Below are 12,180 nucleotides of genomic sequence, written 5' to 3' on the forward strand. Positions count from 1 at the left end.
CTCCTATCCCTGAGCCGGACCAAGGAGACGTCATGCGCCCCGCCCCCGCCGCCAGCCCCGATGCACGCTACGCCGCCGCCCTCAAGAGGATCGAGGCCGGCGCCTTCGACGCGGCCCGGACCGAGCTGACGGCCCTGCGGATGGAGCGGCCCAAGGCGGCCGAGATACCGTTTCAGCTGTCGCGGATCGCCGGCTTCACCGGAGACCCCGACCGGCGCGCGCAGGAGATCGACCGCGCGCTGGCGCTCAAGCCCGACACGCCCGCCCTGATCGACGCGGCCATCGCGGCGCACACGCTGCTTGGTGACCACGACCGCGTGCTGGCGCTGCACGACGCGCGTATCCGGATCGCCCCGAAGCCGCTGCACGCCAGGACGGACAAGGCGCTCTACCTCCAGCAGGCGGGGCGCTTCGATGAAGCCGAGGCGCTGCTGCGCGGGCTGATCGAGAAGCACCCGAAAGAAGGCACGCTCTATCGCGTCCTCTTCGCGACGATCCCGGTCGCGGCGGACGATCCGTTGATGACGCGGCTGACCAGGCTGCTGGCGGACAAGGGCATGTCGGACAACGCCCGGCTCCACGCGCATTACGCAATGGCCAAGGCGCTGGAGGATCAGGGGCGCCACGACGAGATCTTCGCCCACCTCCACGCCGCCAACCGTCTTCAACGCGCCGCCGCACCCTACGATCGCGAGGCGCAGAGGCGCGAGCAGGCGGCGTGGCGCGCGGCGCAGGACGGCGCGAACCTTGTGCCCGTGGGAGGGTCCGAAGCCCCCCGCCCGGTCTTCGTCATCGGGATGCCGCGCTCGGGTACCACCCTGGCCGAGCGGATCATCGGCGCCCATCCCCACGCCCGCGCCGGTGGTGAGCTGGCCCATGCCTTGCGTCTGGTCTGGGACGGATTCGTCAAGAACGGACGGGTCACGCCCCTCGCATCGGTCCCGCCGCAGGCGCTCAAGGCGCTCGGGCGGACCTACCGCGCCCGGTTGCGCCATGACACCGGGGCGGCCGAAGGCGTCGCCACCGACAAGTCAATCCAGTCGCATCTCGTGATGGGCTACCTTGCGAAAGCCCTGCCCGACGCGCGCTTCGTGGCGATCCGGCGCGATCCGCGCGATGTGGCGTTGTCGATCTACAAGAACCACTTCCGCACCGGCACGCACCGCTATTCCAACGACCTTGCCGACATCGCGCACGCGATCAAGGCGCACCGGGCGAGCCTCGACCACTGGCGCGACCGCCTGCCCGAGCGGGTGACCGAGGTGCGCTACGAGGACCTCGTGGCCGAGCCGGAACCGACCGCGCGTCGCCTCGTCGCGGCGGCGGGTCTCGACTGGGACCCGGCCTGCCTTGACTTCCGGGGGACGGGCGGCACCGTCAAGACGCTCAGCGTGGCGCAGGTCCGCCAGCCGATCCACTCCGGGCGGCGCGAGGCCTGGCGGCGCCACGAAACCGACCTTTCACCCTTCTTCGACGCCTGGGGAGACGACCCGTGGGACTGACCGATATCCGCGACCGCATCGACACCGCCGCCCGGGAGGCAGGCCGAGACCCGGCCGACGTGCATCTCATCGCGATCTCGAAGGTGCAGCCGAACGAGCGGGTCGAAGCGGTGCTTAAGGAGGGCCACCGCCTGTTCGGCGAGAACAAGGTGCAGGAAGCTGAGTCGAAATGGCCCGGCTTCCGCGAGCGCTACGCGGGCACGCAGGTGCATCTCGTCGGGCCGCTGCAATCGAACAAGGCGCGGAAGGCGATAGACCTGTTCGACGCGATCCACTCACTCGACCGGCCAAAGCTCGCCAACACCCTCGCGCGGCTGGCGCAGGAGACGGGCACCTGCCCGGACCTCTTCGTGCAGGTCAACACCGGCGAGGAGGAGCAGAAGGCCGGCATTCTGCCCCGCGACGCCGATGCGTTCATCGCCGACTGCCGGGACCTCGACCTGCCGGTGCGCGGCCTCATGTGCATCCCGCCGGTGGACGAGACCCCGTCGCTGCACTTCGCGCTTCTGGCGAAGATCGCGGAACGCAACGGGCTCGAGGGGCTGTCGATGGGCATGTCGGCGGACTTCGAGGAAGCCATCGCCCTCGGCGCCACGCATGTCCGCGTGGGCTCCGCGATCTTTGGCGCGCGGGTCTACGACTAGGGTTTGCCGCACCTCTCGCGGACCGGGTGACATCGCGGAACGGCATCACTATAAGCCGCCGCGACACATCATCCGAGCGCAAGAGGTCCCCCATGACGATCCAGGTCTTCGGCCACAAATCCCCCGACACCGACTCCACCGGCAGCCCCGTCGCCTGGGCCTGGTACCTGAGCGAGATCCGCGGCGAGGACGCCAAGCCGGTCCTGCTCGGCCAGCCCAACACCGAGGCGGCCTTCATGCTCGAGCGCTGGGGCATCGACATGCCCGAGATCGTCGAGGATGTGGCCGAGGGTCAGGCTGTCTACATCGTCGACACCAACAACCCCGCCGAGCTACCGGCCTCGATCAACAAGGCCGACATCCGCGGCATCGTGGACCACCACAAGCTGACCGGCGGGCTCGAGACCAAGGGCCCCATCGAGATCCGGGTCGAGCCGCTCGCCTGCACCGCCACCATCCTCTACAAGATGATGGGCAAGGACATCGCGCAGGCGCCGACCTCGGTGAAGGGCGCGATGCTGACCGCGATCCTGTCCGACACGCTGGAATTCCGCTCGCCCACCACCACGCAGGAAGACGAGGCCATCGCGCACGGCCTCGCCAAGGATCTCGGTGTGGACATCAAGGCTTATGCCGAAGAGATGTTCGCCGCGAAGTCCGACGTCTCGGCCTTCTCGGACGCCGAACTGCTGCGGATGGATTCGAAGGAATACGAGGTCGACGGCACGCAGCTGCGCGTCTCGGTCCTCGAGACCACGGCGCCGTCGCAGATCCTCGACCGCAAGGAAGACCTGAAGGCCGCGATGCCCAAGGTCGCGTCCGAGGACGGCGCGCACGAGGTGCTGCTCTTCGTCGTCGACATCCTCAAGGAAGAGGCGACGCTGATCGTGCCGAACGACCGGGTGAAGCAGATCGCCGAGGCGAGCTTCGACGTCTCGGTGGACGGCGACACCGTGGTCCTGCCCGGCGTCATGAGCCGCAAGAAGCAGATCATGCCGGTGCTCAAGGCGTGATCGGCGACTGACCGACCCGACGCATCGCCCCGCCCGTCCCGCAGCGACGGGCGGGGCTTTCTCTTTCAGCCGGAGTTTCCCCGCATGCTCTTTCAGCCGGAGTTTCCCCGCATGGCCCGCATCGTCTTCGACCTCGACGGAACGCTGATCGACAGCGCGCCCGACATCCGACGGGTGGCGAACGGCGTGCTCGCCGGCGTGGGCGCGGAGAAGCTGTCGCTGGAGGAAACCGTCTCGTTCATCGGCGACGGTGCGGGCGTCTTCGTCCAGCGGATGCGCGCGGCGCGGGGCATTACCGACGCGGATCACGAGGCGATGCATGCGGCGTTCCTCGACGGCTACGCCGACGCGCACGACCTGACGACGCCCTATCCCGGCGCGGTGGCTGCGCTGGAGCTTCTGCGCGAGCGGGGCCACCGGCTGGCCATCTGCACCAACAAGCCCGCTGGACCGGCGCGGGCGATCCTCGAACACCTCGACCTTCTTGCGCATTTCGAGGCGCTGATCGGCGGCGACAGCCTGCCCCAGCGCAAGCCCGATCCCGCGCCGCTGCGCGCGGCGGCCGAGGTGCTCGGGGGGGAGGACGCGGTACTCTACGTCGGAGACAGCGAGGTGGACGCGGCCACGGCGCAGGCGGCCGGCCTGCCCTTCGCGCTGTTCAGCGGCGGCTATCGCAAGACCGAGACCGCCACCATTCCGCATACGGTCACGTTCGACAATCACGCCGACCTGCCGGCGCTGCTTTGCGGGATGCTCGCCTAGGCGCGGCGCCATTCCCCCAGGCCGAGGCCGTCGAGCGTCCAGTCGCCGACCGACCAGCGCACCAGCCGCAGGCACGGCAAACCCACATGCGCGCACATCCGGCGCACCTGCCGGTTGCGTCCCTCGGTGATAGCGATCTCCAGCCATCCGTCCGGCACCGTCTTTCGGTAGCGCACCGGCGGATCGCGCTCCCACAGCTCCGGCGGCGGGATGCGGCGGACCTTGGCGGGCCGGGTCGGCCCGTCCTTCAGCGTCACGCCCTTCTTGAGCGCCGCGATCTGATCCTCGCCCGGATCGCCCTCGACCTGCACGAGGTAGGTCTTGGGCCGCTTGAATTTGGGGCTTGCTATGCGCGCCTGAAGCTTGCCGTCATCCGTCAACACCATGAGCCCCTCACTGTCGCGATCGAGGCGGCCGGCCGGGTAGACGCCCGGCATGTCGATATAGGCCGAGAGGGTCGGGCGCGGGCTGCCCTCGGTGCCCTTGTCGGTGAACTGCGACAGTACGCCGAACGGTTTGTTGAACAGGATCACCGTCATCGCCGCCGCTCCGCGAAGAAGCCGCGCAGAAGGGCCTCGGACGCCTCGGCGGACAAACCGTCGACGATCTCGGGGACATGGTGGCACTGCGGGTGCGTGAAGACCCGCGCGCCGTGCGCGGTGCCGCCGGATTTCGGGTCCGCCGCGCCGTAGCACAGCCGTGCGATCCGGGCGTTCGAGATTGCCGCCGCGCACATCGCGCAGGGTTCCAGCGTGACATAGAGCGCGTGTCCCGGCAGCCGGTCGGACCCGGCAGCGGCACAAGCGGCGCGCAGGGCAAGGATCTCGGCGTGCGCGGTGGGGTCGGACACCTCGCGCGTGCGGTTTCCGGCGGCCGCGACGGCCCGGCCCATGGGGTCGACCACGACAGCCCCCACCGGCACCTCGCCGCGATCCGCGGCGGCGCGCGCTTCCTCCAGCGCCGCCTCCATGTGACTGGCGAACGTCATTCCCGCCCCATAGCGCGGCGCAGGCGGCTTGGACAGGGCCGCGCCGCCCGGCAATCGCCGCTTTCCCGCGCGCAGCGGACGCGATACAGGCAGGGCATGACGGGCAAGACACCTCCTCCGGGCGAGCGCATCGCCAAGGTCATCGCGCGGGCCGGACGGGCCTCGCGCCGCGAAGCCGAGCGCCTGATCGAGGCCGGCCGCGTGAGCGTGAACGGCAAGGCCATCGACAGCCCCGCGCTGAACGTGACCCCCTCGGACAAGGTCGTCGTCAACGGCACGCCGCTCGGCGACGCCGGCCCGCCGCGGCTCTGGCTCTACCACAAGCCGTCGGGCCTCGTGACGACCACACGCGACGAGCAGGGCCGCGCGACGATCTACGACGACCTGCCTGCCGACATGCCCCGCGTGATGAGCGTCGGCCGCCTCGACCTCAACTCCGAGGGCCTGCTGCTGCTGACAAACGACGGCGGCATCAAGCGCCGGCTCGAACTGCCCTCGACCGGCTGGCTGCGCCGGTACCGCGTCCGGATCAACGGGCAGCCCGAAGATGCCACATTCGAGCCCCTGCGAAAGGGCCTCGAGGTGGACGGCACCCGGTTCCAGCCGATGGTGGTCACGCTCGACCGCCAGCAGGGGGCAAACGCCTGGGTGACCGTGGGCCTGCGCGAGGGCAAAAACCGCGAAATCCGCCGTGCAATGGACGATCTGGGGCTCAAGGTGAACCGCCTGATCCGCATCTCCTACGGGCCGTTCCAGCTGGGCCAGCTCAAGCGCGGCGCGGTCGAAGAGGTCCGCCCACGTGTGCTGCGCGATCAATTGGGGCTCGAAAGCGGCACGAAATCGGACGAACCCCCTCGGAAACGAGTCCGCCGCCGCCGCTGAATCTCCCGCGGATTTCCCGCGAATGGCCGGGTTTTTGCCCGGATTCACGGCGAGCTTGGCATCATGTTCGTCACCGCCCTCTCCACCCTCGTGCTCTGCCTGTCAGCGCTTCTGGTCGCGGCCAACCTGCGCATGATCGCGACTGACACCGCCACCACGCTGCGCCACGGCGTTCGGGCGATGACGCGCGGCGGACGGCTGGTGCAGAACCTCTCTTTCGTCTGCCTTTGGCTGATGATCTTCGCATTGAGCTACGCATGAGCACCCGGCGTCCACGGACCCGCATGACGGCCGTTCAGCGAAACGCCGAAAACCTGCCCGTTCTGATGCTTGCGGCGCTGCCACTTCTGCTGTGGCTGTTCGACGGCTCGCCCGCCCGGATGGTCGGGGCGCTGTTTCACTTCGCGCTGATGGGCGCCGCGGCCTGGCTGATCGCCGAAGGCCACGAGGCGCACCGCCGCTACGACGCGGCCACTGCCGCGCCCCGCCCTCGGGTGCCCCGCAAGTTGCTGGGCGCCTGTCTTCTGGGCCTGATGGTGTTCCTGCTGGCCGCCGCGCGCTTCACCGAGGTCGTGACCCCGCTCTGCTTCGGGCTTGCCGCCGCTGGCTTCGCCATCGCGGCCTTCGGGCTCGATCCGATGCAGGACAAGGGCCTGACAGACCCCGACTACCTTGCCGCACGCGAGGCCGACGCGCTCATGACACGTACCGACGCGGCACTGCGCGACGTGGTCGACCGGGTGGCGGCGCTTCGTAACGATCCGCTGACCATGCGGAGCGAGGCCATGCACGGGGCGGTCCTGCGCCTCCTGCGCGCCATGGGCACCGAGCCGCGCGCCCTGCTGGCGCTGCGCGCGCCGATCGAGAAGTTCGTCCTCATGGCCGAAGCGGAAGCGGCGCGGCTCGAGGCCGACTGGCCGCGCAATCCCGCCGGCGCGGGGCACACCTATGCCACCCGCCTCTCGGCCCTGACCGCCGCCTTCGAAGCCGGCGCGCGCCAGCGCCGCCAGCGCGACTGTCCTGACGCCTACGCGATGGAAGCCGACCTGATCGTTGAGCGGATGCGGAGCGAACGCGCGGCCGCCTGAGCGTCGCTCGGTCCCGCGCAATCGGCATTTCCCTTCGCATCTGCGGCAATCGGTCTAGCAAGCCCACCGAGAAGTCCCTAAGTTTCGGCCATACCCAGGCCACGGGGACATCATGTCCGGCAAGACCCTGCAAAAGCTGACCTTCGTACTGCTGTTCCTGCTTCAGGCCGGCGCCGCGCTCGGCTGGCTCGGGGGCATGTAGGTCATGGCCCGACGGTTCGGCGGAAAGTTCAGCCCCGGCGCACAAGACGCCGAGACGGCCGCGCCGAAGGCCCGTGCGCGGGTGAACCCGGTCGGCGCGCGCGCCAACATGATGTTCGTGCCGCCGGTCATCCTCGCCTTCCTGTCGCTTGGCGCCGGTGCCGCGGGGCTTGCCTTCGGCCTTCTCGGCGCGGGCGCCTGGCTGCTCGCCGCGTGGCTCCTGCGTGAGGGGTTGAAGGCCGAAGCCGCCTACGACGCGCGCCGCATCGCGCATCGTCCCGCCCTGCCCCGCAAGATCCTCGCTGCCGGCCTGTCGGGCATCGGCATGGCCAGCGCCGCCCTGTCCGACGGCGTGGGCGTGCCGGCCGCGGTGGTCTACGGCGCCGTCGCCGGTGGCCTGCACGTGGCGGCCTTCGGCATCGACCCGCTGCGCGCCAAGGGCCTCGAGGACGTGGACAGCTTCCAGCACGATCGCGTGGCGCGGGTGGTCGACGACGCGGAGAGCTACCTCGACCAACTGATGGCCGCGGTCCACCGTGCCGGCGACCGCGAAGTCACCGCCCGCGCCGAGCGTGTGCAGGACACCGCGCGCGAGCTGATCCGCACGGTGGAGGACGACCCGCGCGACCTAACCGCCGCGCGCAAGTACCTGGGCGTCTACCTGATGGGCGCCCGCGACGCGGCGACCCGCTTTGCCGACATTTATGCCCGCGGCCGGGACGAGGCCGCCAAGCGCGACTTCCTGATGCTTCTGTCCGACCTCGAAGAGAGCTTCGGCAAGAAGACCAAGACCCTGCTGGTCGACGCCAACAGCGACCTGCAGATCGAGATCGACGTGCTGCGTGACCGCCTGCAGCGCGAAGGCGTGACGCTCGACCGTCAGGCCCAAACGTAAGTCATTTACCTGAAGGGACTTTTCATGTCGGATGCCGTTCGGAACAAGGCCCAGGAAACAGAAGCCCTCGTGGAGGAGGTGAACCGCGTGACCCTGCCGCAGCCGAAAGCCGCCGATGCGGTCGATGGCCTCGACCGGGCCGACCCGGCGCTGACCGACGAGATCCGCTCGCGCATGGACGAGATCGACCTCGGCGACACCAATTCCATCGTGTCCTTCGGCGCCAGCGCCCAGACCGAGTTGCAGCAGATCAGCCAGTCGATGCTGACCGGCGTGCGCAACAAGGACGTGGGCCCCGCCGGCGAGTCCCTGCGCGGGATCGTCGCGACCATCCGCGGCTTCTCGGTGTCCGAACTGGACGTGCGCCGCAAGCGCGCCTGGTGGGAGAAGATGATCGGCCGTGCCGCGCCCTTCGCCAAGTTCACCGCCCGCTACGAAGAGGTGCAGGGCCAGATCGACCGGATCACCGACGACCTGCTCAAGCACGAGCACGCGCTCTTGAAGGACATCAAGGCGCTCGACCTGCTGTATGAAAAGACGCTTCAGTTCTATGACGAGCTGGCGCTCTACATCGCCGCGGGCGAGGCGAAGCTGGCCGAACTGGACGAGACCGAGATCCCGGCGAAGGAGGCCGAGGTTCAGGCCGCCGCCGAGTCGGACCAGGTGATGAAGGCGCAGGAGCTGCGCGACATGCGCGCCGCCCGCGACGACCTCGAACGGAGGGTCCACGACCTTAAGCTCACGCGGCAGGTCACCATGCAGTCGCTGCCCTCGATCCGTCTGGTGCAGGAAAACGACAAGAGCCTCGTGACCAAGATCAACTCGACGCTCGTGAACACCGTGCCGCTGTGGGAGACGCAACTGGCGCAGGCGGTGACGATCCAGCGCTCGAAGGAGGCCGCCGCCGCCGTCCGGGACGCCAACGACCTGACCAACGAGCTGCTGACCTCGAACGCCGCGAACCTGCGCGAGTCGAACGCGCAGATCCGCGAGGAAGTGGAGCGCGGCGTGTTCGATATCGAAGCTGTCAAACAGGCGAATGCCGATCTGATCGCCACGATCCAGGAAAGCCTTCAGATCGCCGACGAGGGCAAGGAACGCCGCTCGGCGGCCGAGGAAGATCTCAAGAAGATGGAGGCCGAACTGCGCGACACGCTCGCTGCGGCCAAGGCACGCCGCGACGGCACCGGCGACACCAGCGCGACCTCGGTTCCCGGCGCCGCATGATGCGATCCCGCCGCCCCTTCCTGTCCCTGCGCGGGACGTCCGCAGCGCTGCTTCTGGCGGCAGTCGCCGCGTGCGAGACGCCCACGTCGCCTGCGCCGCCCTCGACGCCCCCGCAGGCGCGGCCTGAGAACGGCCCGCGAACCGCCGAGCCCGCGCCGGAAGCGCCCCCGGCGCCGTCGCAGCGCTCGGCAGAGTTGGCAAGCTACTACGCCCGACTCGAGCGCGACCTCGTGGGACAGGGCCTCTTGCGGACCGATGGCGGCGGGCCGGACACGCCCTTTACCGACACACAGCTTGCCCGCGATTTCGAGCAGATCGCGCTGGCCGAGGAATACGCCCGTGGCGCCGGGCTGCGCCCGTCGGACGGCTCCCTGGGGCGGATAAAGCGCTGGGACAAGCCGGTGCGCGTCAGTGCCGAGTTCGGCGCCTCGGTGGACCGCGACCAGCAGCAGCGCGATGCCGGAACCCTGTCGCGCTTCGTCACACGGCTGGCGCAGGTGACCGACCACCCGATCTCGATGACGCGCAGCGCGCCCAACTTCCACGTCCTGTTCCTGAGCGAGGACGACCGCGACGGCGTCACGGACCGGATGCGCGAGCTGGTGCCGGATATCGACCCGGCGTCGCTGTCGGTGCTGCGCAATCTACCGCGCGAGATTCACTGCCTCGTTCTGGCGTTCTCGGACGAGCCGGGCGGCTACTCCTACGGCAAGGCCGTCGCGGTGATCCGTGCCGAGCATCCCGAGCTTCTGATGAAGTCGTGCATCCACGAGGAGGTTGCGCAGGGCCTCGGCCTCGCCAACGACAGTCCGCGGGCGCGGCCGTCGATCTTCAACGACGACGACGAATTCGCGCTGCTCACCCGGCACGACGAGATGCTGCTGCAGATCCTCTACGATCCGCGCCTGCGTGCGGGCATGACCGCGGACGAGGCGCGCCCGATCGTTCAGGATATCGCGACCGAGCTGGTCGGAGAGCGGGTGGCCGCCGGGCCGGGCTGGGCGTCAGACAGGGGAAATTAGGGCATGGGCATCTTCGACTTTCTCTCGGGCCAATTCATCGATGTCATCGAATGGACCGACGACACCCGCGACACGATGGTCTGGCGGTTCGAGCGCGAGGGCCACGAAATCAAGTACGGCGCCAAGCTGACGGTGCGCGAGGGGCAGGCCGCCGTCTTCGTGCACGAGGGGCAGTTGGCCGACGTGTTCGCGCCAGGTCTCTACATGCTCGAGACCAACAACATGCCGATCATGACCACGTTGCAGCACTGGGACCACGGGTTCCGGTCGCCGTTCAAGTCCGAGGTCTACTTCGTCTCGACCGCCCGCTTCACGAACCTGAAGTGGGGCACCAAGAACCCGATCATGCTGCGCGACCCCGAGTTCGGGCCGCTGCGGCTGCGCGCTTTCGGCACCTACACGATCAAGGTCTCCGATCCCGGTCTCTTCCTGACCGAGATCGTCGGCACCGACGGCGAGTTCACCCGCGACGAGGTGAGCTTCCAGATCCGCAACATCATCGTGCAGGAGGTCAGCCGCGCGCTGGCGGCGTCGGGAATTCCCGCGCTGGACATGGCGGCGAACACCGGCGAGCTGGGCGAGCTGGTGGCGCGCTCGATCTCGGAGACGGTGGCGGCCTACGGCCTGACCCTGCCCGAGCTCTACATCGAGAACATCTCGCTGCCCGCGGCGGTGGAGAGGGCGCTGGACGACCGCACATCGCGTGGCATCGCCGGCAATCTCGACGAGCACATGAAGTGGAAGGCGGCCGAGGCCATGGGCCGCGCGGGCACCATGGGTGACGCGATGGGGGCCGGCATGGGTGCGGGCATCGGCATGGCGATGGGCCATGCCATGGGTGCACAAGGCCCGTGGGGCGCGCGTCCGGCGCAGGCCGCGGCGCCCCAGGGCGGATACGCCGGTGCTGGCGCCTCGGCGCCGACGGCCGGCATGGCCCCGCCGCCTCCGCCTCCGGTCGAGCATGTCTGGCATATCGCCGAGAACGGCCAGACCCACGGCCCCTATTCGAAGGCGCGGCTCGGCCGCATGGCCTCCGAAGGGCAGCTGACACGGGCCTCTCTCGTCTGGACGCAGGGCCAGGACGGTTGGAAACACGCCGAGGACGTGACCGAACTGGCGCAGCTCTTCACCGTCATGCCTCCCCCGCCGCCGCCAGCAGGTTGATCGCGACATATCGGACAGCCGGACCTGCCGCGACGAGTGTGAGCGACTGCTTCCGCGAGTGACCGACGCGTCCCTCAGCCGTCACAGGCGATACGAATAAGGCATGTCGGGCAACCGAGCCTCCTAGAGCCGGATGACCAGATTCCGAAGTCACAGACGGCCTGATGGCGGAATATCGGCCGTCCAGTCCTGCACTGGCCCGGGCGCCCACCTGATGCCGTCAGGGATTTCCATGCGGGCTGGCGCGTCGAACACCACCTGCCGAGCCTCGATTTCCCGGCGGCCAGAAGATGCGAGGCGAGCGGCTGCCAGATCACCGGCCCGGTCGCGTTCGTGCCTTACGCCCCAACTGTCCGCGTCGGCGCGGCGTGGCAAGGCGAACGCTCCGCAACCAGCCACCCGCGAAGAAGCGCCTCCATCGACCTTGCCTCGCGGGCAAAGCTTCCGGCCTCCATCGCCTCCAGCGCGCGGCGTGCCCTGCCGGTCCGGATCAGTTCCGCTATCTCGAAAGCCCTCTCGCGAAGTGCCGTGTGCAGATCGGCGGCGCGCGCAAGCTCCGGGGCCGATACCCCGTGCGTGGCCAGCCGGGCGAGGCGCATGTCGAAGGTCGCACAGGACATCCGGCAGATCTCGGCAGCCCACGGGGCAGACGCGAAATCGATGGCCGCCCCCCTCAGGCTTGCGACGAGGTCTGCGTGATCGCGCAACGCGCCTTCCGCCTCGACACGAAGCGATATGTCGGCGGGCGGCTGACGATATCTCGCCTGCTGCATGATCGGTCTCTCCAGTCTG

The 12,180-nt window shown here is 69.2% G+C and carries 14 protein-coding genes; 11 read left to right on the plus strand and 3 right to left on the minus strand.

Annotated features, from left to right (window positions below):
• Positions 1-32 precede the first annotated feature (32 nt).
• From BMX29_RS04015 to gph, 4 genes are all read left to right on the plus strand, one after another.
• Positions 33-1,502: a tetratricopeptide repeat-containing sulfotransferase family protein gene (locus tag BMX29_RS04015; RefSeq protein ID WP_092810592.1), complete on the plus strand. Its 1,470-nt coding sequence runs from the start codon at positions 33-35 to the stop codon at positions 1,500-1,502.
• Positions 1,493-2,146 carry a YggS family pyridoxal phosphate-dependent enzyme gene (locus BMX29_RS04020; RefSeq protein WP_092810594.1) on the plus strand — a complete coding sequence of 218 codons (654 nt, stop codon included), beginning with the start codon at positions 1,493-1,495 and terminating at the stop codon, positions 2,144-2,146. The genes BMX29_RS04015 and BMX29_RS04020 overlap by 10 nt, the downstream gene beginning before the upstream one ends.
• A gap of 92 nt (positions 2,147-2,238) precedes the next feature.
• Complete coding sequence (locus BMX29_RS04025) at positions 2,239-3,159, plus strand: manganese-dependent inorganic pyrophosphatase (protein WP_043842792.1); 921 nt, start codon at positions 2,239-2,241, stop codon at positions 3,157-3,159.
• A 111-nt stretch (positions 3,160-3,270) separates the two neighbouring features.
• Positions 3,271-3,921 (plus strand): phosphoglycolate phosphatase, encoded by a 651-nt coding sequence (gene gph, locus BMX29_RS04030; protein ID WP_092810788.1) that lies wholly within the window; start codon positions 3,271-3,273, stop codon positions 3,919-3,921.
• Here the strand turns inward: gph and BMX29_RS04035 are convergent.
• A complete protein-coding gene (locus BMX29_RS04035; RefSeq protein WP_043842788.1) occupies positions 3,918-4,460 on the minus strand; it encodes a pseudouridine synthase in 543 nt (180 codons plus the stop codon). The genes gph and BMX29_RS04035 overlap by 4 nt on opposite strands.
• The gene (locus tag BMX29_RS04040) at positions 4,457-4,909 is read right to left on the minus strand and encodes a nucleoside deaminase (protein ID WP_092810596.1); all 453 of its coding nucleotides are present in this window, start codon (positions 4,907-4,909) and stop codon (positions 4,457-4,459) included. Before BMX29_RS04040 ends, BMX29_RS04035 begins: the two co-directional genes overlap by 4 nt.
• Positions 4,910-5,005: 96 nt before the next feature.
• Between BMX29_RS04040 and BMX29_RS04045 the strand changes: the two genes are divergently transcribed.
• The 7 genes from BMX29_RS04045 (at position 5,006) to BMX29_RS04075 (ending at position 11,388) form a co-directional block, all read left to right on the plus strand.
• Entirely contained in the window at positions 5,006-5,791 is a 786-nt protein-coding gene (locus tag BMX29_RS04045) for a pseudouridine synthase (RefSeq protein ID WP_092810598.1), read from the plus strand.
• A 63-nt stretch (positions 5,792-5,854) separates the two neighbouring features.
• Positions 5,855-6,052, plus strand: coding sequence for a hypothetical protein (locus tag BMX29_RS04050; RefSeq protein ID WP_043842784.1), 198 nt, complete (start codon positions 5,855-5,857; stop codon positions 6,050-6,052).
• Entirely contained in the window at positions 6,049-6,879 is an 831-nt protein-coding gene (locus BMX29_RS04055) for a hypothetical protein (RefSeq protein WP_175471114.1), read from the plus strand. The genes BMX29_RS04050 and BMX29_RS04055 overlap by 4 nt, the downstream gene beginning before the upstream one ends.
• A 205-nt stretch (positions 6,880-7,084) precedes the next feature.
• Complete coding sequence (locus BMX29_RS04060; RefSeq protein WP_043842783.1) at positions 7,085-7,975, plus strand: 5-bromo-4-chloroindolyl phosphate hydrolysis family protein; 891 nt, start codon at positions 7,085-7,087, stop codon at positions 7,973-7,975.
• 24 nt (positions 7,976-7,999) lie between these two features.
• Entirely contained in the window at positions 8,000-9,202 is a 1,203-nt protein-coding gene (locus tag BMX29_RS04065) for a toxic anion resistance protein (protein ID WP_092810602.1), read from the plus strand.
• On the plus strand, positions 9,202-10,224 hold the full coding sequence (locus BMX29_RS04070; RefSeq protein ID WP_092810790.1) for a DUF2927 domain-containing protein: 1,023 nt from the start codon (positions 9,202-9,204) through the stop codon (positions 10,222-10,224). The genes BMX29_RS04065 and BMX29_RS04070 overlap by 1 nt, the downstream gene beginning before the upstream one ends.
• A gap of 3 nt (positions 10,225-10,227) precedes the next feature.
• A complete protein-coding gene (locus tag BMX29_RS04075; RefSeq protein ID WP_092810604.1) occupies positions 10,228-11,388 on the plus strand; it encodes an SPFH domain-containing protein in 1,161 nt (386 codons plus the stop codon).
• Between the two features lie 338 nt (positions 11,389-11,726).
• Here BMX29_RS04075 and BMX29_RS04080 read toward each other — a convergent pair whose 3' ends face one another.
• Positions 11,727-12,161, minus strand: coding sequence for a hypothetical protein (locus BMX29_RS04080; RefSeq protein WP_092810606.1), 435 nt, complete (start codon positions 12,159-12,161; stop codon positions 11,727-11,729).
• Positions 12,162-12,180: the final 19 nt, after the last annotated feature.

This window comes from Roseivivax marinus, assembly GCF_900109705.1.
GTDB lineage: Bacteria > Pseudomonadota > Alphaproteobacteria > Rhodobacterales > Rhodobacteraceae > Roseivivax > Roseivivax marinus.